Raw genomic sequence first — 22,709 nt, 5'->3', positions numbered from 1 at the left:
GTGATTGAATACGCTCTCTTGTTTGGTCTGGGTGTCCTGACGACGGCCCTTATCGTCATGCTGGTCGCGCCGGCCGTGCACCGCCGCATCGTCCGCTTCACCGAAAATCGCCTGCGCGCGACCGTGCCGTTGAGTCCGCAGGAAATCCGGGCGCAGAAGGATATGGCGCGTGCGGTCTATGCGGCCGAAAACGCCAAGACGATGCAGGAGCTGGTCCGCGAGCGCGAAAAGGCAATGGCCCTTCAGGTTCAGAACGACGAACTGGCCAAGGAAGCGAGCCGGCTTCTTGCCGATCATGAGGAGATGCGGATTTCGCTCGAAGAGATGGAGGTCACGGCGGGACAGCTACGCTCGGACGCCCGTCGCTATGAAAACGATGCCCTGAGCCTGTCGGAAATGGTCCGCCGACTGGAGGAGGCCTCGGCTGCGAAGGATATCGAGATCGAGCAGATGCTTGGCCGCCTCCAAAAGCTCGCCTACGAGATCGATACCCTCAAGATAGAAAGCGCCGCACGCGAGGCGGAGATCGAAAACCTCAAACAGCGCGTCCAGTCGCTGCGCGACGAGCGGGAAGACCTTCGTCGCGAGGCAAAACTTGCCGGCCAGCGTGCGAAGGAAGCCGAACAACGGCTGATCCAGGAAGAGCACACGCGGTTACGCATCGACGACCGGCTCACCCGGCAGATCGCCGAAAACGCCGACAAGGATGCCCAGCTGGAGCGCCGCGCCAACGAACTATCGAGCATGCGTGAGAAGCTCAAAGCCGCCAACGCTGCGGCACGCGCGGCCACCCGGGCGCTGCGAAGCGCGAAGATCCTTATTCCCACGGCTGCTGAGGGTGATTTCAGCGATCCTCCGGAGGAACCGCGCATCGATATTGCCAGCCGCCGCCAGCCCCCTGCCGCGCCAACCATCGATCTTGACCGGATGGCCGAAGAACTGACCTTGCGCCAGGAGGCGCTGACGGACCGGCTTCTGAAGTCGAAGGGCTCAGAAAATGATGATGCGTTACGCGAGGAAATTTCCGATCTCGCCGCCCGTATGATCGTACTGACTTCGCTGAAGGAAGGCCGCACCTCGCCAATCGGCGACCTCCTTCCCGGAGGTGCAAGTTTGAAAGACAGCGGCAAGCGCACCAATCTTGGGGAACGAGCCCGGGTGCTCAGAAATGGTATTGAGGAGAAACACTGACGCGTTAGATCCGTCCCAGCTTGGCGGCGATCGTATAGAGAGCGATCCCGCTCGACGTTCCGACGTTGAGACTGTCCAGCGACGGCGACTGTGAGATGCGCGCCGTGCGGAAGCGGGACAGAATTCTCTCCGGCAACCCCTCCCCTTCTGTTCCAAGCACCAGCGCGATCCGTTGCGATCGCTCTATCTGCCTGATCTCCACCTGCCCGGAGGGAGAAAGGGCCCATATGTCAAAACCGCCATCGGCCAACGCATCAAGAGTGGCCTCGGCCGTTCCCCCACGACAATAAGGGACCGACAGCACCGATCCCACAGACACCCTGAGGGCCTTGCGATAGAGCGGATCGCAGCAGGTTTCGTCGAGCAGCACGCCTTCAGCGCCGAAAGCGGCGGCATTGCGAAACATCGCGCCGATATTGTCATGGTTGGAGATGCCGCAGGCTGCCACGATCAGTGACGCCGAGGGAAGGCTTGCCACGAACTCGGTGACGCTCGGCGCGGTCTCGCGCGATCCCAGAGCCAGAACGCCTCGATGCAGATGGAAACCCGCTATGGCATCCAGAACGTCCGCCTCGGCCACGTAGACCGGAATGTCCTCCGGAAATGCGGCGATCAGATCGCCAAGTCCGCCGACGCGGCTGCGAAGCAGAAGCAGTTTTTCCGCTCGCACGCCCGAACCCGCCGAATGGGCGCGCGCCAGTACGCGCAGGACGACCGTGCCCTCGGCGATGAAACGGCCTTGGCGCCCCGTCAGGTCGCGCTCCCGAATGTCGCGGAACTCCGCGATCCTCGGGTCGTCCGGGCTCTCGATCGTCACGAGCCTGCGTTCGAGCATTGTGGCTCTCAGTTACCGGTCACGGTCACGTCGGCAATGATACGGCCGACCGTGAGGTCGAAGACAAGGGCCTTCCGGGTGCCGTCAGCCGTGGTGCCGTAGAAGAGGATCTGGCTGCCGGACAGATCGACTGAGAGGACGGTGAAACCGGCCGGTAACAGCGCGGCCGCGGCAATCGGTTGGTCGGATGGGATAGCGAGGCCCTGAGTGGCGACCTGGGGACGGGGATCCTCGGACCGGGTCACCTTGTAGACAATCGCAGCCAACACCGCCAGAAACATCAGGAACATGATGCCGCCCGAAACGAGCTGCAGTTTTACCATCTTGCGCCGGACGTTTTCCATCGCCGGGTCAAGAGGCTTCTCGTCTTCCTGCTCTTCGGGCTCGTAATTCGCCATGGCGTTCGTCGCTGCTCCTGTGACTCGTGATCTTTTTGCTTTTTCTCGCGAACAAGGCGTTGTGCGAAGAAAAACGGTCATCCGGCGCGTCTTGCGATTGTCGAAGGCGGCCGTCTGTGCCAATTGCACCGCAGCCCTGCCCTCACCGGCAACGTCGCACACGGGATGACGGAATGAACGACCCCTTTAAAGAAGGCGAGACCACAAGGAAAGCCCTGATCGCCGACGAGACGGCGGAAGGCCGGGTCGATGCGTGGATCGCGGCCGAACTGGGCGGAGAGATGTCTCGTAATCGCGTCAAGGCGCTGATCGAGCAGGGCGCGGTCTTCATCAACGGAACGGCCATCACCGAACCCAATAAGAAGGTACGGCCGGGCGACCGCGTCGAGTTGCTCATGCCCGAACCGCAGGATCCGGAACCGAAGGGCGAAAACATACCGATCGAGGTGCTTTACGAGGACTCCGATCTGATCGTTGTCGTCAAGCCACCCGGTCTCGTCGTCCATCCAGCCGCCGGCAACTGGACGGGCACGCTCGTGAACGCCTTGATCTACCATTGCGGCGACAGCCTCTCAGGCATTGGCGGCGTGAAGCGTCCGGGAATCGTCCACCGTCTCGACAAGGACACGTCCGGCGTCATGGTCGTTGCAAAGAACGATGCCGCGCATCGTCATCTTGCCGACCAGTTCGCCGACCATGGCCGCACCGGTCCGCTGGAGCGTGCCTACCTTGCCGTCGTCTGGGGCAGACCGCGCGCGTTGCAGGGAACGATAGACGCTCCTCTGGGACGCGCCGGTGATCGTACCAAACGGGCCGTCAAGCGCGAAGACAGCATCGATGCTCGCGAGGCGATCACGCATTACGAGGTGCTTGAACGTTTCGGCGAAAAGCCTGATGCAACCTGCCTCGCCTCGTTGGTGGAGTGCCGCTTGGAGACGGGTCGGACGCACCAGATCCGCGTCCACATGGCTCACATAGGCCATCCCGTCGTCGGCGACCCGGATTATGGCGCGGCGTTCAAGACCAAGGCCAACCTGCTGCCCGAGCCGGCAAAGCGCCTCGTCAACCGCTTTCACCGTCAGGCCCTGCATGCCTACCTCCTCGTCTTCGAACACCCCTCCACCGGGGAGATCATGAGCTTCGAAGCGCCTCTGCCGGCAGACATGCAGGCGATTGTCGAGGCCCTGCGGAACAGTTGAACGGTGGCCTGCGCTCGATTGTGCGGTATAATACGGTTGAAGCGGGAACGAGCTGCTATTTTTCGCGTTTTTGGAACAGTGTGTTGAAATGTGTCGGGGAAGTAATTCCCGGCGTTCCAGCGTATAAGACGTTCATCAACGAACGTTGACCCTGTCAAACGAGGTCGCGTTCGCCCGCGAAGCTTACCGATTTGTAATGCTGTTACATGCTGGTGATCGCTTGAATCACCATCATGCCGCACTTATCTCTCAATCGGGTTTCTGTGGGGTTTTGGAAATCCACGGAGATCAGGCTCGCCCCGAGATGGAGGGGAGCCACCAGAAAAGGGGGTGCTCTATGGCCCGCAGTTCATTGCCTACCATTACCGCCGGCGAAGGCGGTTTGAACCGTTATCTCGACGAAATCCGCAAGTTCCCGATGCTGGAGCCGCAGCAGGAATACATGCTCGCCAAGCGTTATCAGGAACATGGGGATCGTGACGCCGCTCATCAACTGGTGACCAGCCATTTGCGCCTCGTGGCGAAGATCGCCATGGGTTATCGCGGTTATGGGCTGCCGATCGGCGAAGTCGTTTCCGAAGGCAATGTCGGCCTGATGCAGGCCGTCAAGAAGTTCGATCCCGAGCGGGGCTTCCGCCTGGCGACCTATGCGATGTGGTGGATCAAGGCCTCTATCCAGGAATACATCCTCCGCTCGTGGTCTCTCGTCAAAATGGGCACCACCGCCAACCAAAAGCGCCTGTTCTTCAATCTGCGTCGCATGAAGGGTAAGATTCAGGCGATCGAGGAAGGCGACCTGCGGCCCGACCAGGTGACCGAGATCGCCACCAAGCTCAAGGTTTCCGAGGAAGAAGTCATCTCGATGAACCGGCGCCTATCCGGCGATGCCTCCCTGAATGCGCCAATTCGTGCAACGGAAGGTGAGTCCGGCCAGTGGCAGGATTGGCTCGTCGACGACCACGACAGCCAGGAAGACACTCTGATCGAGCAGGACGAGCTTGAGACGCGCCGCCGCATGCTGGCGAAAGCCATGGGCGTTTTGAACGACCGTGAACGGCGGATTTTCGAGGCTCGGCGTCTGGCGGATGAGCCGGTGACGCTGGAAGAACTATCGGCCGAGTTCGACATCAGCCGCGAACGCGTCCGCCAGATCGAGGTCCGTGCCTTCGAGAAGGTACAGGACGCGGTGCAGAAGGAAGCCCGCGAACGGGCACAGGCACTCCGGCTGGTCGACGCCTGAGCCAGATTGCCTCTGCTAACAGCGCCAGCTAGGTGTCACGATAAATCAAACGGCGGCTCATCAGCCGCCGTTTGTCGTTCCAAGCGCCGCCCACTCCTTGATGACGTTCTCAAAAGCGGCCGCCCCGGTCGCACCCTTGTCGATCGTCAGGAGCGCACGACGGCCGTTGCGATAGGTGACCGGTATGTCGATCCAGTTGCGGGTGCGAAGCAGCTCGAGATTGCGCGCCACGACATCCTGAAAGTCGTTCAGTGCGATCAGGAAGGTATCGTCGGTGATCTTGGCGGCGACCGCCACCAGCGGATCGCCCCGATCCTGCTCGGTGCGTTTCATGGCAACGCGTTGAACATCCTCGATCGCACCACCCTCAAAGGTCGGTGGGACTGAAAAGACGACCTCGATGAGATGGCTGGCAGGCAAGGAGCTGTCGGTATTGAGCTTGAAGGTGATGAGCGCACTCAAGCCGTTTTCCGGCACGATAAGCTTGCCCTGCACAGCCGGTTCCGGTTTGCCGGACGGGCCGATCTCGCGCGAAACGCTCCACTCGATCCGCCCGTTGACGGCCGTCGGTGTCGCTTGGCCGATGCGCTCTTCATACACGATGGCCCGTTCGCCCGCAGCTGTGGCGGCTCCGGCTTCGACAGGAGGCACTGCTGGAGGGGTGTTTGTCGCCCCGGCCGGAGCCTGCGCTGCAGGCGTGTCGGCAGCGGCAAGCGTCTGCTCGGAAACGGAACGGCCTTCCTCGCCGGTGCCGATGCTGCCGTCTCCCTCATCCACCTCGGTCCCGTTGGCAAGAAGCCGCTGGGTGAATTTACGACCGGCGACTTCGCCTTCGGCGGGCGCCTGTGCCTGCGGAGCCTCGGTACCGGTCGCCGTGTCGACCGGCGTCGGCGGCGTCTGGCCCTCGGTCGTCGCAACGTCCCCGGCCTCATCGCTGGTACCATTCGATGCCGAGCTCACAAGCCCGGTCACGAATTCGCCCATCGCATCTTTGTTCAGCCACACCGCATACCCGCCGCCGGCGATGACCACGAGGCCGGCAAGTCCCAAAAGCAATGGTACGAGGCTTCGTTTGCGGGTTGGCGGAGCCTTGTAAGCCTTGGCCTCGGTAGCCGCCATCAACTCGTCGAAATCACCGTCGGTTGCGACGCGCGACGCGGCCGGTTTACCGGTCGTCGGCTCCAACTCGAGTTCATCGAGAGCCTCCGTCATGCGTGACGACGTCGCCGCGGTACCGGCGGTGACAGCCGCAGGCGTCAGCCAGTCCGCGAAATCATCGACCGGCAATGGCTCGCCCTTGTTCACAGAACTCGTCGTTGCCGGCGGCTCCCAGTCGAGAAGGTCGAGACCTGCCGCCGGCATCTCAACGGCGCGCGGAGCCTCCGCAGACTGCGGGACCACCTCCGCCTGTTCTTGCTCGTGAACGTCTTCGCCCACTTGCGCAGGATGAAGTTCGTACGGATCGTAGGGAGCGGGAGCTACGGGCTCCTCGGATGGCAGCTCCGCCGCCTCGACAGCTGCGGCACGCGAAGCTTCGAGCGACCGTTCCCATTCATCGAAAGGGGAGCTCTCGGTCGCCGCCACGACCGGTGTCGGCTCCTCGCTCACCGGTTCCTCTTCAGGCAAGTCCTCTGGCTCTTCCGCCTGCTGGCTCTCGGCAGGGCTCTCCGTCCATGCCGCAGGCGCGCTGACTGGCCAGTTGTCCGCGTCTCCGGCGGAGACAGGCTCCATCGCCTCGACTTCGAGAGGCTCGGACGGTTCCGGATGGATCTCGGTCTCCGGCTGCCATCCGTAAACTGCGGCCGTGTCTTGAGGCTCGGCAGGTTCGACCGTTAGGACCGGCTCGTCTTCCTGCTCCGAATAGGGTATCTCGCCCGCGACAGGCTCCGGCTCCGCTGCCGACCGCTCATCAACTGAACCGTTCCGATCTCCGTCAGACTCAACCTCGCGATAGCTCTCGGGCTGCTCGCTCGTCTGTTCGTCCTGGTAGGGATGGACGTCGTATTCCGAAGGACGCTGCTCCTCGGCAGGAGCGTCCCAGGACGGAGCCGGCTCGACCGCGTCAGAAGCAGCTGCCGGAGGAACATAGGTTTCTGCCTCTGAAGGTTCATCGGCATATGCGAGCGCTTCGACCCCATCGTCTTCGACCGCCGGAAGCGCCTCGGCATATTCCGAATCCACCTCGATGATGGCGGCTTCCAGCTTGTCGAGCTGACGCTTCAGCATCTCCTCGGAGGGACGCGGGTTCATCGTCTCGAGCTGACGGCGGACAGCGGCGCGCGCCTTGTCGTAGACCTTGGTGCGCATCTCCGGCGTATTGTTCGGCAGTCCGGTCACCGCGCGACGAATTACTGCGATAAAATCTGCCATCAGTACTTTCTCATGGTCACCGGTCCACCGGTGATTAACATTTCCTTAAAGGTCGCCAACATTAGTCCTCAAAGGGATCGGTCACAAGTATCGTGTCGTCCCGCTCCGGGCTTGTGGACAAAAGCGCGACAGGAGCGCCGATGAGTTCCTCGACCTGGCGCACATACTTGATTGCCTGAGCAGGCAAATCCGCCCATTTGCGGGCACCAACGGTCGATTCCTTCCATCCTTCGAGCGTCACATAGATCGGCTCGACACGCGCCTGCGCCGCCTGGGCTGCCGGCAGATAGTCGATTTCCTGGCCGTCCAGCTTGTAGCCGACGCAGATCTTCAGCTCTTCAAGACCGTCAAGAACGTCGAGTTTGGTGAGCGCGATACCGGTGATTCCGTTGGTGGCAACCGACTGGCGCACCAGCGCTGCATCGAACCAGCCGCAGCGACGCTTTCGACCCGTCACCGTACCAAATTCATGGCCCTTTTCACCGAGGAACTGACCGATCTCGTCATGCAGCTCCGTCGGGAACGGACCTTCGCCGACGCGCGTGGTGTAAGCCTTTGTGATGCCGAGGATATAGCCAAGCGAACCAGGACCCATGCCAGAACCGGCAGCGGCCTGACCGGCAACCGTGTTCGACGATGTGACGAAAGGATAGGTACCGTGGTCGATGTCGAGAAGAGAGCCTTGCGCGCCTTCAAAAAGGATGCGCGAACCCTTGCGACGCTCCTTGTCGAGCATGTTCCAGACCGAATCCATGAACGGCAGGACACGCTCGGCGATGGAGGTGAGTTCCTGCATAATCGTCTTGTGCTCGACCTCGGCAGCGCCGAAGCCGCGACGCAGAGCGTTGTGGTGGGTGAGAATGCGCTCGACCTTGCCTTCGAGCGCATCGAGGTCGGCAAGATCCATGACGCGAATGGCACGGCGACCGACCTTGTCCTCGTAGGCTGGGCCGATGCCGCGACGGGTGGTTCCAATCTTCGTACCGCTGTTGGAAGCGGCATCCTCACGCATGCCGTCGAGCTCGCGGTGGAGCGACAGAATGAGCGTGGCATTTTCCGCGATTCGCAGATTGGCCGGCGTCACTTCGACACCCTGATCCTTCAACCGACCGATTTCGGCGATAAGTGCATGCGGATCGACAACGACTCCATTGCCAATCACCGCCATCTTGCCGGGGCGCACGACGCCGGACGGAAGAAGCGAGAGCTTGTAGCTGACGCCGTCGATGACGAGCGTGTGACCGGCATTGTGGCCGCCCTGGAAACGGACGACGATATCGGCACGCTCCGACAGCCAGTCGACGATCTTGCCCTTGCCTTCGTCGCCCCACTGCGAACCGATCACCACGACATTGGTCATTTCATAATCCTGTCAATCGCGCATGCCTGCGCCCTATGCAAACCGGCGCATCTATACTGCGTTGTTTTGCGGAAAGCGACCCGTTTGTCGCTGCAGATTCGGCTTTTTGCGTGACAATTCCATGCCCCTGGCCTATTCCGTCGCACACGTCTCGACCGCATTCCGGTCAACGTCAATACCGGTAAGGTGGTGGAACTTGTCCGCGAAAGCATATTTGTATCTGGTCGTGACGACGTTCCTGTGGGGCGGCAACACCGCCTTCGGGAAAATGGCGGTCGGCCATGTTAGCCCCATGATGCTGAACCTGTCGCGCTGGGGCATCGCCTTCATGCTGATCACCGCGATATCCGTTCCGCAGTTGCGCAGGGACTGGCCGGAGATCCGGCGTAACTGGCTGCTTCTGCTCGCTTACGGCGCCATCGGCTATACTGCCTTCAATGGCTTCCTCTACTCCGCTCTCAAATATACGAGTGCCGTCAACGGCGCGATCGAGCAGGGCGGGATCCCGGTTCTGATTTTCATCATCAACTTCATTTTCTTCCGGATCCCGGTGTCAGCAATCCAGATACTGGGCTTCCTGATCAGTTTCGTCGGCGTTGCCTTGACCGCCAGCCATGGCGATCTGGCCACGCTTCTGACGCTGACGCTGAACTACGGCGACGCCCTCCTTCTGCTGGCAGTACTCGCCTACTCCCTTTACACGGTAGCCTTGCGTTGGCGGCCGCAGATCCACTGGCGCAGCCTGATGGCAGGCTCCGCGTTCGGCGCGACGCTCGCAGCACTTCCCCTCGTCTTTTGGGAGGCCGAAACCGGCAACCTCATACTGCCAGACACGCTGGGGCTGGCGATCATAGCCTACGCCGCCTTGCTGCCGTCGCTCGTCTCGCAAATTCTCTATGTCAAAGGTGTCGAGGTCATAGGCGCCAACCGGGCTGGCCTCTTCGTCAACCTGGTGCCGGTATTCGGCACGCTTTTGTCCATTCTGGTCGTCGGCGAGAGCCTGCAGCTCTTCCACGTTGTCGCCATGGTGCTCGTGCTCGGCGGCATTGCAATCGCCGAATGGGGAAAGCCGAAAGAAAAGACGTGATGTGCTGACATCGATACGGTGGCCGCGTCCGCTACCGAAAAGGCAGCACGCTGCCCGCAAATTGATGCTTTTCGACGCCAGCCGGATTTCCTAAGCCATAGCGGAAGCCAAACCGAGGAAGCCGCCATGTCCAAGCCATTCTACTGGAACGAACTCAATACCTCGGACTTCGCGGGACTCTCGGTCGATAAGACGATAGCGGTATTGCCGATCGCATCGACGGAACAGCATGGCCCGCACCTTCCGATAGCGACCGACGTGGCGATAGCCAACGGCATGATCGCCGAACTCCGTAACCAGCTCCCCGCCGACCTCGACATTCTCGTGCTGCCAACCCAGGAAATCGGCAAGGCGAATGAACATATCTATGGTCCTGGCACACTCTCCTTCGGCCCCCAAATCCTGATCCCCGCCTGGACGGCGATCGGCACCAAGGTGGCGGAAGCTGGCGTGAAAAAACTCGTGATCGTCAATTCCCACGGCGGCAATGTCGATATCATGAGCATCGTGGCGCGCGAACTGCGCGTCCGTCACCAGATGGTGGTCGTCTCAACCCAATGGGGTCGCTTCGGCAATCCCGTCGGCATGATCTCCGAACACGAGAACCGCTACGGCATTCACGGCGGCGAAGTCGAGACCTCGCTGATGCTCTACTTCCGTCCGGACCTGGTGCGAATGGACAAGGCCCAGAACTTCGTCTCCAGGGCCGAGGAGATCCGGGCCGGTTCCAAATATCTGACGCCGCTTCCACCGCATTCGCTCGCCTGGATCGCCCACGACCTCAATCCGCACGGCGTCGTCGGAAATGCGGCGGCGGGAACCGCGGCGAAGGGCGAAGCGATTTGCAAGCATCAGGTCGCAGGGTTCGTGGACCTGTTGCGCGACGTCGAAGCCTACCCTCTGTCCAACCTCTACAAGCCCTGATCGAGGTCTGAAAGGACGGGAGCCGCAGCCCCGGCGATCGGCGCCGCTGATACCGGCAGATGGCCCTTCGCCTGCAACTCGCGAACCAGCGCCACGAGTTCCTGCATCAGATATTCGGCAAAGACGCTGGTTGCGGCATCGAGCGGCGCCCGCGCCCGGGCAAAGAGCTTCATCGGCTGGTGCCGCGTGTGCGGATCGGCAATCGGCCGGAAAACCAATTCTCCGCTGCGGCATTCTGCGCTCACATCGAGTGGATTGAGCAGGCTGAGCGCGGTACCCCGTTTGACGAGTTGCTTGAGCATCAACGAGGAATTGGTCTCCAGCAGCGGCTCCACAGGGATGGGAAGCGGTGCGAGCGCCAGATTGATGACATTGCGCAGGCTAGTCCCCGGCTGGGCAAGCACCAGCGGCTCCTGCACCACGCTGACCAGATCCACGGGGCCCGCCTCTTGCGCAAGAGGGTGAGACGGAGGCAAGACGACACCGATCGGGATATCGAAATTGGCCAGAGTGCGGATCCCGGGCGTCGCCGGGATGTTAAAGCCGAGGCCGAGATCGACCTCCCCCGTGAGCACCGGATTGATAGTGGATGTATTGCCGTCATCCCTCAGCAGAATGCGCACGCGCGGGTTCTTCTCTATGAAGCCGGCGAGGATGGCAGGCAGGGGGCCGGCGGCGAGCCCGGTCGTCACGACGATGGACACTTTCCCGGCCTGCGGCATCTTGAGGCTGCGGATACGGCTCTCGAGCCTTTCGTAGTTCTTCAGCACATCGCGGATGTGCTCCACGCATAACTCGCCGGCCGCCGTCAACCGTAGTCCGCGCGGCAGGCGTTCGAAAATAGGCGCTCCAAACTCCTCCTCGATGGCCAGGATCTGGCGGTTGACCGCGGATGAGGCGACATTCAACCGGGCGGCGGCTTTGCGGATCGATCCGCACCTGGCGATTTCGTCGATATAGAGCAGTTTTCTCGAATGCAGCATGGCCACCATTGCCTATTTTTTTATCATCCCGCACAATCAGGAAACAAAGGCGCAAGCGATGCTGCAAAGGCATCAATGCGCGCGAATTTTGATGCTTTTCATCGCGCATGGCAACCGCTCAAATGAGCGTAGAAGAACACGTCTCACGATGCCGCAAGGTTTAACAGGGGAACTCAAAACCATGACCAATGCACGGATATTCAAGTCTTTTGTCGCCGCGCTCAGCCTGACCGGCGCGGCAGCCGTCTCCATGCCCGCCTATGCCCTCGACGAGGTAACATACGGCACCAACTGGCTCGCGCAGGCGGAACATGGCGGCTTCTACCAGGCCGTCGCCGACGGCACTTATGAAAAGTACGGCTTGAAGGTCACCATCGTTCAGGGTGGGCCGCAGGCTGCCAACCGCTCGCTTCTAATCGCCGGCAAGGTCGATTTCTACATGGGCAGCCCGCTCGGTGAGATGGATGCCGTGAAGGAAGGCATCCCGCTGATCGACGTCGCCGCGATCTTCCAGAAGGACCCGCAGGTCCTGCTCGCCCATCCCGACCAGGGCATCGAAACCTTCGCCGATCTCGCCAAGCTTGAGTCGATCTTCATGGGCAAGGACGGCTACGTTACCTATTTCGAGTGGATGAAGAAGAATTTCGAAGGCTTCAGCGACGCACAGTACAAGCCCTACACCTTCAATCCGGCCCCCTTCATTGCCGATCCCAAGTCCGCGCAGCAGGGCTACCTGACCTCCGAACCCTATGAAATTGAGAAGCAGGCCGGCTGGGCGCCAAAGGTCTTCCTTCTCGCCGACAACGGCTACAATCCGTATTCGACGATGATCACGACGACCGCCACGATGGTCGAGACAAAGTCCGACGTTGTCCAGCGTTTCGTCGATGCTTCGATCGAGGGTTGGTACAACTACCTCTATGGTGACAACAAGGCGGCGAACGACCTCATCAAGAAGGACAATCCCGAGATGACCGACGGCCAGATCGAGTATTCGATCGCCAAGATGAAGGAGTACGGCATCGTCGAATCGGCGGAGGCGCTCGACAAGGGCATCGGCTGCATGACCGACGACAAGTACAAGGCCTTCTTCGATGCCATGGTCCAGATCGGTGTGCAGCCGGCCGACCTCGATTACAAGAAGGCCTACACCACGCAATACGTGTGCAAGGGCGTTGGCCTCGCATTGAAGAAGTAAGTCGGGAACTGCCCTCCGCGTTGCACGGCATCAGCGGAGGGCAACCCATCACATGGAATGCAAGGCCGGTAATGACTGCTTCCCAGGTTCAGACGACAACACCCACCATCGCGTCCGCCGCATCTCCGCAGACACGGCGCCCGCTTGTCGTTATGGACCGTGTATCGAAGATGTTTTCCAGTGGCACGCTGGCGCTGTCGAACATGACGCTCACCGTCAATGGCGGCGAGTTCGTCAGCCTTCTCGGACCCTCAGGTTGCGGCAAGTCGACGGCGCTGCGCATCATCGCCGGCCTCGGCGACACCTCGTCCGGCACAATCGACTGGCCGAGCTCCCGGATCAACTCGAAGGGGCTGCCGGAAGGCGACATCTCTTTCGTGTTCCAGGAACCGACATTGATGCCGTGGCAGACGGTGTTCGGGAACGTCTACCTGCCGCTCAAACTGCGTGGCATCTCCAAGGCGTCGGCGCGCGACGACATCATGGCGACCCTCGCGACCGTCGGTCTCCAGGATTTCGCGGATGCCTACCCGCGCGAACTCTCAGGCGGCATGAAGATGCGCGTATCCATCGCCCGCGCGTTGGTCACCAAGCCGAAGCTGCTGCTGATGGACGAGCCTTTTGCAGCACTCGACGAGATCACCCGCCAGAAGCTCAACGATGACGTCCTGCGCCTGTGGAAGGACACCGGCATCACGGTCATCTTTGTAACCCATTCCGTCTTCGAAAGCGCTTACCTCTCAAATCGTATCGTTGTCATGAAGGCCCGTCCCGGTCGGGTCCATGCCGATTTCCCGCTGACCACCAGCCTTGATCGCGACGCGCATTACCGCACGTCGGAAGAGTATCGGCAGGCCTGCGAAAAGGTCTCAAACATGCTGCTCGAAGCGATCGGCGGGGAGGAACACTGATGGCGGACGCGAACCTGATTCTTTCCGTACCAAAACAATCCGCGCTGGGCCGTCATTCCGAAACGATTCTGCGGGTTGTCGTCCCCGTCGGCGTCATCGCCTTCCTCATCCTGCTCTGGCATATCGGCGTCGTCGTCTCAGGCGTACCGCAATACATCCTTCCCGGTCCCGTGGCCGTCGCCAAATCTCTCTTCAACGACTGGGGCACGCTCTCTCCAGCTCTGTGGGTCACGACGAAGATCACCGTCGCTTCGCTCGCACTTGCCCTGATCGGCGGCGTCGGCATCGCCGTCTTCCTCGTCCAGTCCCGCTGGATCGAGGTCGCCTTCTATCCGATCACCGTCATCCTGCAGGTCACCCCGATCGTGGCGATCGCGCCGCTGATCCTGATTTACGCACCGTCGACCCAGGTCGCGCTGCTGATCTGCGCCTTCCTGGTCGCCTTCTTCCCGATCCTCTCCAACATGGTTCAGGGGCTCAAGAGCGTTGACCACAATCTGCTGAACCTCTTTGACCTCTATGGCGCCTCTCGCTGGCAGACCTTGCTCTATCTGAAGCTCCCGGCCTCCCTGCCCTATTTCATGACGGGTCTCCGGATCGGTGGCGGTCTCGCACTGATTGCGGCCGTGGTCGCGGAGTTCGCCGCGGGTTCCGCCGGCGCTGGTTCGGGGTTGGCTTTCCGCCTGCTGGAATCGCAATACCGGCTGAACATTCCCCGCCTGTTCGCCGCGCTATTCCTGCTCTCCTGCCTCGGCGTCGTGATCTTCGCGATCACCTCGTTCATCTCCTGGCTTGCGCTCCACCGCTGGCATGAAAGCAGCCTGAAACGGGAAAACTGATGCCTGCATTTGTTCCACACCTGCCAAAAGCCGACCGCTTCGCGCTGCGCAACGCGACCCTGCCCTCCGTCACCGTCGATGGTTTCCAAGCACCCACATGCGAAGGTCTCCTTAGCGCCGACATCGTGATCAGCGGAGGCAAGATCGAGGCGCTGTTGCCAGCCGGATCGGCGCCCGCGGACCTTCCGTCCACCGACCTCGACGAGAGCATGGTCTGGCCCTGCTTCGTCGACATGCATACTCATCTCGACAAGGGGCATATCTGGCCACGCAGTCCAAACCCGACCGGTGACTTCCCGGGCGCCTTGGAAACGGTCAAGGCCGATCGCGAGGCCCGCTGGAACGCGGGCGACGTACGCGCCCGCATGGAGTTTGCGCTCAGGACCGCCTATGCCCATGGCACGAAGCTGATCCGCACCCATCTCGACAGCCTCGCGCCGCAGCACCGCATATCGTTCGAGGTGTTTTCCGAAGTGCGCGACGCCTGGGCAGGCAAGATCGATCTGCAGGCCGTCGCGCTTTTTCCCTTCGACCAGATCGGCGACGAGGCGTTCTTCAAGGACCTCATCGAGGTGATCGTCGCTCACAATGGCCTGCTCGGCGGCGTCACCCGCATGGAAGGCAATCTCGACGCCGGCCTCGACCTTCTATTTCGCACCGCCGCGGATAACGGGCTCGACATCGACCTGCATGTCGACGAGACGCAGGACAAGGAAGTCCTGACGCTGAAGTCGATCGCGGAAGCCAAGCTGCGCAACCGTTTCGAAGGCGCTGTCACCGTCGGCCACTGCTGTTCGCTAACGCGACAGGACGCCGACGTGGCGAAATACACGATCGACAAGGTGGCCGAGGCCCGCATCTCCGTCGTATCGCTGCCGATGTGCAACATGTACCTGCAGGACCGCCAGCCGGGCCGCACGCCGCACTACCGCGGCGTCACCATGTTCAAGGAACTGGCGGCCGCCGGCGTGCCAACCGCTGTGTCCTCCGACAACACCCGCGACCCGTTTTATGCCTATGGCGATCTCGATGCCGTCGAGGTCTTCCGCGAGGCGGTCCGCATCATTCACCTCGACCACCCCCTCGACGACGCCGCCCGCGTGGTCACCCGCTCACCGGCCGATATCCTCGGTCGCCCAGATGTCGGCCGTATCGCAGCTGGGCTGCCGGCCGATCTCGTGATCTTCAGCGCCCGTCGCTGGAGCGAATTCCTCTCCCGTCCGCAGGCTGACCGCATCGTGATGCGGAATGGCATGGGCATCGACCGCAGCCTGCCGGACTATCGTGAACTTGACCCGCTGATGAAAGACTGACGACAATGGCCGACTACCAGCAGATCAAGAAGGAACTGGAAGGGATCGCCGTCGAGGACAATCCCGCGCTCGTGAAGCAGAAGAGCCGGGATTTCTACTGGTACTCGCCGATCCTGAAAGCGCAGCTCGACAACGTAACTGCCGACCTCGTCGTCTCACCGAAGAGCGAGGAAGAGGTGATCCGGACGCTGCGGGTCGCCTATGCCCACGGCGTGCCCGTCACCCCGCGCGGCGGCGGCACAGGCAACTACGGCCAGGCTATGCCGCTCTCCGGCGGCATCGTGCTGAACCTGATGAACATGAACGCAGTGAAGGAAATCCACCCCGGCCGTGTCGTGTGTGAGCCCGGGGTGATCATCTCCGAACTGGACAAGCAGACAAAGGCTCACTCCGGCCAGGAACTGCGCTTCCATCCCTCGACCGCCCAGACCGCGACGATCGCCGGTTTCATCGCCGGAGGGTCTGGCGGCGTCGGCTCGATCACCTGGGGCGGCCTGCGCGATCTCGGCAACATCCTGCGCCTGCGCGTCGTCACCATGGAAGCAGAGCCGCGCGTGCTGGAGCTCTCCGCCTGGGACCTTCAGAAGGTCAGCCATGCCTACGGCACCAACGGCATCATCACCGAGGTCGAGATGCCGCTCGCTCCCGCCTATGACTGGGTAGACGTCATCGTTGGCTATGACCATTTCATGGATGCGGTGAAGTTCGCCGATGCCCTCACCCATCGCAACGGTATCCTGCTCAAGGAAGTCGCACCGATCGCCGCCCCGATCCCCTACGACTATTTCACCCGCCACAAGCCTTGGCTGAAGGAAGGCCAGTCGGTCGTCGTGCTGATGGTCGCGCCACACTCCATGGAACCCTTCGTCGCCTACGCCGAAAAGATGAAGGGAGATATCCGCTTCCGTTCCGACACGGTCGAGAGCATGAAGGGCATCCCGCATGCCTACGAACTCGCCTGGAACCACACGACGCTACGCGCCCTGAAGCTCGACACGGGTTTCACCTATCTGCAGGTCCAATACCCCGGCCCTGACCATGTGGCTAAGGTCGCGAAAATGGTCGAATTGTTCCCGGACGAGGTCTACGGCCACCTCGAATTCATCAAGTTCGACGGCCAGATCCAGTGCTCCGGTCTGCCGCTGGTGCGCTATACCACCGAGGAACGGCTCGAAGAGATCATCCGTATCCACGAGGAACACGGCTGCCCGATCTTCAACCCACACCGTTACACGCTCGAGGAAGGCGGCATGAAGCAGACAGATACCGTCCAGCTCGCCTTCAAGAAGGAGACCGATCCGAAGGGACTTCTAAACCCCGGCAAGATGATTGCCTGGGACAATCCGGACTTCGATTTCGCCGCTGGCAAGAACTACCTCTTCCCTGGCCTCCAGGCATTCCAGGAGGCTTGAGACCGCCCACACGACGACAGAACTTCCGAAGGTACTCCCGGCCGGCATTACCCGGCGCATGGTATCATGGTGAGGGCCGGCCCGGCATAGGCGGGCGGGCCACCCTCATTGGGACAAACGGCGCGGAAAAATTTCAATCGAAGCCGGAAGAGATTGCCTCCGGCGGAAACTGGAGCTTTTCGACATGCGCGTACTCGTTATTCATTCCCATCCGGTCAAGGAAAGTTTTAACAAGGCCCTATTCCGGCTGGTCTGCGACAGCCTTGCCAGAGCGGGCCATGAGGTGGATCCCTGTGACCTTTACGCGGAAGGGTTCGATCCCGTCATGTCGGCTCATGACCGGCGGGTCTATCATGACTATCCGGAAAACACGCAACTGGTGCAGCCTTATGTCGACCGTTTGCTGGCTGCCGAGGCGTTGGTCTTTGTCACTCCGGTCTGGAACTTTGGCTTTCCAGCCATGCTGAAGGGCTATTTCGATCGGGTGTGGACCATGGGCGTGTCGTTCGATCTGACGGACGGCAAGCTGACCCCAACCCTCCGGCACATCCAGAAAGTCGCTTCGGTGATGACCTACGGCGGCACGCGGATGAGAGCCTTTCTCGTCGGCAATCCGCCGAAAAAGATCATTACGCGTGTAATTCGAGCTCAAGTGAAGCTCGGTGCTCCTGTCCGCTTTCTTGCCCATTACGATATGAACAACTGCACCGAGGAGACACGGTCCGCCTTCATGGCGAAGGTTCGCAAGGAAATGGAGGCTTTTTGATCTTCATCGCCCGGGACTATAAGTCCCGGCGCAGATCCAAAGCACCACCAGGATCGGGATAGAAGCGCGGACCGACACGTCGCACATTCATTCGATTTTCCGGTATAGGAACAGGGGTCACACCGATTTCTACCGGAGTTGCAGGCAGAAAGTCCTGAACAGCCTGAACGTTTGCAGCAACCTGAGTCTCGGACTGCACCGACGCCTTCTGCTGCGCGACGGCCGAAGTCTGCAAACTGATTGTCACGACTGAGAACGCGACGATGATAGGCAAGATGATAGTGCGCATGGCGATATCTCGGAATCAAAGCGGCAGGCGCTATGCACCTGCCGCTTCTTTGTCTCAGTAGACTCCCACGACCACATGGGTCTGGGGATCAACGATGACGCGCTGGTTGTTGACCACAGCGTAGGCGTAGACCGGATTTTCCGGAACGGGAGTCAGCACGACGGTCTGAGGAAGAGGCTGTCCCACAGCCACGCGCTCCTGGATCACAACGGTTTCGGCCGGCATCGGTGCCTGCTGCACGTAGGTGACCACCCGTTCCGGCGGCGGATCGATTGCCGTGCCGGCAGCGGCACCCACGATACCACCCACAGCCGCTCCGATCGGACCACCGACGATGGCACCCGTTACAGCACCACCGGCCGCACCGGTCACTGTAGAATCCTGCGCAAGGGCCACCCCTGCAAGCGAACTGGCTGCAAGTGCAGCGAGCGCGATTATCCTGGTCTTCATGGCTGTTTCCTTTTCTCCTCGTTTGGATGGCAGGAAAACAGCGGCGCCTCTTTTTTGTTCCGTCATCAAATCCGGAGAGGTCGCGAACGACAGGGTGGAACACACCACGTCTGGGTAAACGACTAGCGTTGCGCGCTAGCCGTCAGAAAACTTTAGCCGCCGTGACCTCCACCTCGACCAGAAACTCGGGCCGGGTGAACCCGCCGACGACGATCAGTGTGGAAACTGGCTTTGGATCCATAGTGTAACGGTCGCGCACGGCCATGTACGGGCCAAAATCCTCGCGTTTGGTGACGAACGCCGAGATACGGATGACGTCGGCAAACGACATTCCCGCCTCCTCCAGAATAGCCTTGATCGCCTCGAAGCAAAGTTCAGCCTGGCCGCTGACATCCGCCGGAATGCTGTCGTCTGGCCGGATTCCCAGCTGCCCGGATGTCACAAGAAGGCTCGCACCTGCGGGAACCATAACGCCGTGATTGTAGTGACCGAACGGCTTTCGGACGGATGGCGGGTTGAAAACGCTTTTCACTGAAAAATCCGGCTTTTATCATCGGGAAAAACAGATTGGCTGGCGGCGCCGGGAATTTCAAGCTCTCGACTGCAACCGTCATCGCTTTTGCAAAGCCTCTCTCATGGTGCGCAACCCTGCTCTTTTCTTTCGCAATAGTGCAACTATGCTGTCACCGCAGGCGTTGTAAGTTGTCTTGCACATCACCATTGGAGGGGAAATGTCGAGAACGTCTATTGCGAGCCAGTGGTGGCGTTATCCGCTTTGGACCATGGCAGTTTTGGGAAGCAGCAAATCGTTCAGAACCAACCCGGTGATAGGCAGTCCGGGCCTCAACGAACGCGGCCTTCACCGCGCACGCGTCAAACTGGCAGCCGACATGGCGGCAAGAAGACGCAAATGGCTCGCGCCCTCCGTCCGTGACGATGAGCGTCAGGCATTCGATCGCGACGGTTATGTCATCCGGGAAAACGCGCTGCCGCGGGAAGTTTTCGAACGGCTGGTCGAAACCCTCCACTCCACCCCCCTTCCGGCACGGGAAATGCGACAGGGGCAGGCGGTGACCAGAATGATCCCGCTCGGCCCAAATGTCCTGTCGACAATACCGGATCTAAAGGCTTTTACCGCTCCGCAGACCTTCGCACCGCTGATCCGCTACGTCGCCGGCCTTCCCGGTGAACCCGTTTACTTCATCCAGACAGTGATCGCTGAGCCGGCCGTGAAAAAGGCTGACCCACAGATAACCCTTCACGCTGACACATTTCACTCGACAGCAAAGGCGTGGCTTTTCCTCCAGGACGTTGGTCCGGATGACGGCCCTTTCGTCTTCGTTCCCGGTTCCCACCATCTAACCCCTGAGCGTCTGGAGTGGGAACACCGCCAAAGTCTGGCTGCGCATCACGACGATCGTCAGCACCATGCTTCCGGGTCGTTCCGTATCTCGCCGGAGGAACTGCAAGCGCTGGGTGATTTCACGCCGCAGAAAGTTACCGTCCCCGCAAACACCATTGTAGTAGCCGACACCTATGCGTTTCATTCGAGAGCAACGAGCCCGAAACATACAATCCGCGCGGAACTGCACGCCTATCATCGCGGCAATCCATTTTCTCCACTTCCGTTCTCGTTGAGCTCTCTACCGGGTTTCGGCGAACGCAGGTTGGACATGTTTCTCGCCTATGAGGACTGGCTCGCCAAAAGGCGGCACAAGCGTCCCGTCTGGCAGGACGTCGGAGAAAGCACCGCTTTCGACGGGGCGCATATCTAAAGCTGTGACAGGCGAAGGTGACCTCACTTGGCCTCGGACATCTCTGGCGTCTCCGGCAGACGCCAATCCACGGGCACCCTGCCGTGCTGTTCGAGATACGCGTTTGCCTTGGAAAAGTGGCCGGAGCCGAAGAAGCCGTTTTGCGCGGACAGCGGTGACGGGTGCGGTGCCTTCAGCACCAGATGGCGTGAGCGATCCACAAAGGCGGCCTTCTTCTGGGCGTAGGACCCCCAAAGCATGAAGACCACGTTGTCGCAACGCTCGTTGACCAGCCGGATCACCGCGTCGGTGAAGCGCTCCCATCCCCTGCCCTGATGCGCGGCGGCGCGACCTTCCTCCACCGTCAGAACACTGTTGAGCAGCAGCACGCCTTGCCGGGCCCAGTGCTCTAGGTACCCGTGCCGGGCCGGTGGGATGCCGAGATCGGACTGCAACTCCTTGTAGATATTGACGAGTGACGGCGGGATCCTGATGCCGGGACGGACGCTGAAGCAAAGTCCATGCGCCTGGCCCGCACCATGATAGGGATCCTGCCCGAGAATCACCACCTTGACCTCTTGCAGGGGAGTAAGATCGAGAGCTCTGAAATACTCGGAACCCTTGGGAAAAATTGTCTTTCCATGCGCCTTCTCCTCGACGAGGAACGCCCGGAGCTGCTGCATGTACGGATTGGCAAACTCGCCGCCGAGTTCCCGTTTCCAGCTTTCTTCCAGTTTGACGTCGGCAGTCATGCGGATCACCGTTTCATGAATGGGCTGTCGATTGAAGGCGACCCGTCGACGGTGTCAACCCGAAGCGAGGCTTTTCCACCTGGCATCATCTGAACGGACAGTCCCAAACGGCAGAGCCTTCAGAAAGCGAGCACGCGGGAACGCAGTCCCGACAAAGGCGTTCGGTCTGTCATAAAACTGTCTCCGAATATGCGTTCTATCGCGCCCGAAACAGCGCGGAATCGGGAACATGACCATGGATGGACTGACGCTCTTCTGCCTGGCGACCGGCGCGGTGCAAATGACGAGTTCGGCATTGGCGATACGACGAGCGTGGGCGACGAGCCACGAGGCTGGCCCCTCGATCCAGGGGCAGCCTCCGGTCAGTATCCTCCGCCCCATCTGCGGCCTCGAAAACAACCTGGAGCGCACGCTCGAATCGGCATTCGCGCTGGATTGGCCTTCTCCCTACGAGGTCGTCTTCTGCGTAGCATCCGAAACGGACCCGGCGATCTCCGTTGCGCGCCGTGTGATCGAGAGGAACCCGCATATACCCGCACGGATTTTGACCGGCGACGACCGGGTCAGCGTCAACCCGAAGCTCAATAATCTCGTCAAGGGCTGGAAGGCGGCCCGCTATCCCTGGATCGTGATGGCCGACAGCAACGTGCTGATGCCGCGCGATTACCTTGCACGCCTTTTCGCGCGCTGGCTGCCCGGCACCGGCATGGTCTGCTCCCCGCCTGTGGGCTCGGATCCGGAGGGCTTCTGGGCCGAGGTCGAATGCGCTTGGCTCAACAGCTACCAGGCCCGGTGGCAACTGGTCGCCGACGAAATCGGTCTGGGTTTCGCGCAGGGCAAGACCATGATGCTCCATCGCGGCCTGCTGGACAGCCATGGCGGCATCGAACGTCTGGCATCCGAAGTGGCGGAGGATGCTGCTTCGACAAAGATCGTCAGGGGCGAAGGTCTCAATGTTCGCTTGGTGGAGAAGCCCTTCCCGCAGCCGATCGGTCACCGCGACTGGCGCGGCATCTGGCGTCGGCAGTTGCGCTGGGCCCGACTGCGACGCGATTCCTTCGTGCTGTTCTTCGTGCCGGAATTGCTGGCCGGAGGCTTGCTGCCGATCCTCGCCGCCGGCACGGCCGCAGCGCTGGGACTATGGTCGCCGGTAACAGCCGCCGCATACGCTATTGCCTGGTACAGTATAGAGCTGGCGCTGATCCGCGCCTATCGCTGGCCGCTCGACCGTTGGACACCATTGGCGCTGCTCGCCCGCGACATCGCTTTGCCGGCACTCTGGTTCGCGGCTTGGTTCGGCAACGGTTTCGAATGGCGCGGCAATGCCATGAGCGTCGCGCATCCCGTTGAGGTCAGCCCTGCAAGAGCGCGCATACGCCGTGCCATGGACAAAACCCGGGAAAAGGCGCGGGCGATAGCCGCCTTTAGGCACTAACGC

The 22,709-nt window shown here is 61.0% G+C and carries 22 protein-coding genes; 13 read left to right on the top strand and 9 right to left on the bottom strand.

Annotation, left to right across the window (positions count from 1 at the left end):
• Nucleotides 1–1,191: a hypothetical protein gene (locus tag J5J10_RS03650; protein ID WP_211928878.1), complete on the top strand. Its 1,191-nt coding sequence runs from the start codon at nt 1–3 to the stop codon at nt 1,189–1,191.
• Between the two features lie 4 nt (nt 1,192–1,195).
• Here the strand turns inward: J5J10_RS03650 and J5J10_RS03645 are convergent, their stop codons facing one another.
• Both J5J10_RS03645 and J5J10_RS03640 read right to left on the bottom strand, forming a co-directional pair.
• Nucleotides 1,196–2,026 carry an RNA methyltransferase gene (locus J5J10_RS03645; RefSeq protein WP_211928877.1) on the bottom strand — a complete coding sequence of 277 codons (831 nt, stop codon included), beginning with the start codon at nt 2,024–2,026 and terminating at the stop codon, nt 1,196–1,198.
• An 8-nt stretch (nt 2,027–2,034) separates the two neighbouring features.
• A complete protein-coding gene (locus tag J5J10_RS03640) occupies nt 2,035–2,424 on the bottom strand; it encodes a hypothetical protein (protein ID WP_211928876.1) in 390 nt (129 codons plus the stop codon).
• 173 nt (nt 2,425–2,597) lie between these two features.
• Between J5J10_RS03640 and J5J10_RS03635 the strand changes: the two genes are divergently transcribed.
• Both J5J10_RS03635 and rpoH read left to right on the top strand, forming a co-directional pair.
• Nucleotides 2,598–3,623, top strand: coding sequence for an RluA family pseudouridine synthase (locus tag J5J10_RS03635; RefSeq protein WP_208553916.1), 1,026 nt, complete (start codon nt 2,598–2,600; stop codon nt 3,621–3,623).
• Between the two features lie 337 nt (nt 3,624–3,960).
• Nucleotides 3,961–4,863: an RNA polymerase sigma factor RpoH gene (gene rpoH, locus J5J10_RS03630; protein ID WP_211928875.1), complete on the top strand. Its 903-nt coding sequence runs from the start codon at nt 3,961–3,963 to the stop codon at nt 4,861–4,863.
• A gap of 60 nt (nt 4,864–4,923) precedes the next feature.
• Here the strand turns inward: rpoH and J5J10_RS03625 are convergent, their stop codons facing one another.
• Together J5J10_RS03625 and J5J10_RS03620 are read right to left on the bottom strand one after the other, a co-directional pair.
• On the bottom strand, nt 4,924–7,233 hold the full coding sequence (locus J5J10_RS03625) for a hypothetical protein (RefSeq protein ID WP_211928874.1): 2,310 nt from the start codon (nt 7,231–7,233) through the stop codon (nt 4,924–4,926).
• Nucleotides 7,234–7,294: 61 nt separating this feature from the next.
• On the bottom strand, nt 7,295–8,593 hold the full coding sequence (locus J5J10_RS03620; RefSeq protein WP_208553913.1) for an adenylosuccinate synthase: 1,299 nt from the start codon (nt 8,591–8,593) through the stop codon (nt 7,295–7,297).
• A gap of 196 nt (nt 8,594–8,789) precedes the next feature.
• Here J5J10_RS03620 and J5J10_RS03615 point away from each other — a divergent pair, with 196 nt between their 5' ends.
• Together J5J10_RS03615 and J5J10_RS03610 are read left to right on the top strand one after the other, a co-directional pair.
• On the top strand, nt 8,790–9,680 hold the full coding sequence (locus J5J10_RS03615; protein WP_208553912.1) for a DMT family transporter: 891 nt from the start codon (nt 8,790–8,792) through the stop codon (nt 9,678–9,680).
• A 126-nt stretch (nt 9,681–9,806) separates the two neighbouring features.
• Nucleotides 9,807–10,604 (top strand): creatininase family protein, encoded by a 798-nt coding sequence (locus J5J10_RS03610; RefSeq protein WP_211928873.1) that lies wholly within the window; start codon nt 9,807–9,809, stop codon nt 10,602–10,604.
• Here the strand turns inward: J5J10_RS03610 and J5J10_RS03605 are convergent.
• The gene (locus tag J5J10_RS03605) at nt 10,592–11,587 is read right to left on the bottom strand and encodes a LysR family transcriptional regulator (RefSeq protein ID WP_211928872.1); all 996 of its coding nucleotides are present in this window, start codon (nt 11,585–11,587) and stop codon (nt 10,592–10,594) included. The two genes, J5J10_RS03610 and J5J10_RS03605, sit on opposite strands and share 13 nt — an antisense overlap.
• A gap of 181 nt (nt 11,588–11,768) precedes the next feature.
• On the opposite strand from J5J10_RS03605, the gene J5J10_RS03600 reads away from it, so the two are divergent.
• The 6 genes from J5J10_RS03600 (at nt 11,769) to J5J10_RS03575 (ending at nt 18,026) form a co-directional block, all read left to right on the top strand.
• Entirely contained in the window at nt 11,769–12,785 is a 1,017-nt protein-coding gene (locus J5J10_RS03600) for an ABC transporter substrate-binding protein (RefSeq protein ID WP_249116665.1), read from the top strand.
• 152 nt (nt 12,786–12,937) lie between these two features.
• On the top strand, nt 12,938–13,696 hold the full coding sequence (locus J5J10_RS03595; protein ID WP_249116819.1) for an ABC transporter ATP-binding protein: 759 nt from the start codon (nt 12,938–12,940) through the stop codon (nt 13,694–13,696).
• Nucleotides 13,696–14,535, top strand: a complete 840-nt coding sequence (locus J5J10_RS03590) for an ABC transporter permease (RefSeq protein WP_211928869.1) — start codon at nt 13,696–13,698, stop codon at nt 14,533–14,535. The genes J5J10_RS03595 and J5J10_RS03590 overlap by 1 nt, the downstream gene beginning before the upstream one ends.
• Nucleotides 14,532–15,848 carry a cytosine deaminase gene (locus J5J10_RS03585; RefSeq protein WP_211931125.1) on the top strand — a complete coding sequence of 439 codons (1,317 nt, stop codon included), beginning with the start codon at nt 14,532–14,534 and terminating at the stop codon, nt 15,846–15,848. Before J5J10_RS03590 ends, J5J10_RS03585 begins: the two co-directional genes overlap by 4 nt.
• A gap of 5 nt (nt 15,849–15,853) precedes the next feature.
• Nucleotides 15,854–17,260: an FAD-binding oxidoreductase gene (locus J5J10_RS03580; protein WP_211928868.1), complete on the top strand. Its 1,407-nt coding sequence runs from the start codon at nt 15,854–15,856 to the stop codon at nt 17,258–17,260.
• A gap of 184 nt (nt 17,261–17,444) precedes the next feature.
• Nucleotides 17,445–18,026, top strand: a complete 582-nt coding sequence (locus J5J10_RS03575) for an NAD(P)H-dependent oxidoreductase (protein ID WP_211928867.1) — start codon at nt 17,445–17,447, stop codon at nt 18,024–18,026.
• Between the two features lie 16 nt (nt 18,027–18,042).
• Here the strand turns inward: J5J10_RS03575 and J5J10_RS03570 are convergent, their stop codons facing one another.
• The 3 genes from J5J10_RS03570 to J5J10_RS03560 form a co-directional block, all read right to left on the bottom strand.
• Nucleotides 18,043–18,315, bottom strand: a complete 273-nt coding sequence (locus J5J10_RS03570) for a hypothetical protein (protein WP_211928866.1) — start codon at nt 18,313–18,315, stop codon at nt 18,043–18,045.
• A 54-nt stretch (nt 18,316–18,369) separates the two neighbouring features.
• Nucleotides 18,370–18,765, bottom strand: a complete 396-nt coding sequence (locus J5J10_RS03565; RefSeq protein ID WP_208553902.1) for a DUF1236 domain-containing protein — start codon at nt 18,763–18,765, stop codon at nt 18,370–18,372.
• A 142-nt stretch (nt 18,766–18,907) separates the two neighbouring features.
• Nucleotides 18,908–19,297, bottom strand: coding sequence for a RidA family protein (locus J5J10_RS03560; protein ID WP_211928865.1), 390 nt, complete (start codon nt 19,295–19,297; stop codon nt 18,908–18,910).
• Between the two features lie 199 nt (nt 19,298–19,496).
• Here J5J10_RS03560 and J5J10_RS03555 point away from each other — a divergent pair, with 199 nt between their 5' ends.
• Nucleotides 19,497–20,540 carry a phytanoyl-CoA dioxygenase family protein gene (locus tag J5J10_RS03555; RefSeq protein ID WP_211928864.1) on the top strand — a complete coding sequence of 348 codons (1,044 nt, stop codon included), beginning with the start codon at nt 19,497–19,499 and terminating at the stop codon, nt 20,538–20,540.
• 23 nt (nt 20,541–20,563) lie between these two features.
• On the opposite strand, the gene ung is transcribed toward J5J10_RS03555, so the two are convergent.
• Entirely contained in the window at nt 20,564–21,271 is a 708-nt protein-coding gene (gene ung / locus J5J10_RS03550; RefSeq protein ID WP_211928863.1) for a uracil-DNA glycosylase, read from the bottom strand.
• A gap of 229 nt (nt 21,272–21,500) precedes the next feature.
• Here ung and J5J10_RS03545 point away from each other — a divergent pair, with 229 nt between their 5' ends.
• Complete coding sequence (locus J5J10_RS03545) at nt 21,501–22,706, top strand: ceramide glucosyltransferase (RefSeq protein WP_211928862.1); 1,206 nt, start codon at nt 21,501–21,503, stop codon at nt 22,704–22,706.
• The last annotated feature ends 3 nt before the right edge of the window (nt 22,707–22,709 follow it).

Source organism: Ciceribacter sp. L1K23, assembly GCF_018122705.1.
Classification (GTDB): domain Bacteria; phylum Pseudomonadota; class Alphaproteobacteria; order Rhizobiales; family Rhizobiaceae; genus Allorhizobium.
This window is presented reverse-complemented; position numbering and strand designations above follow the sequence as displayed.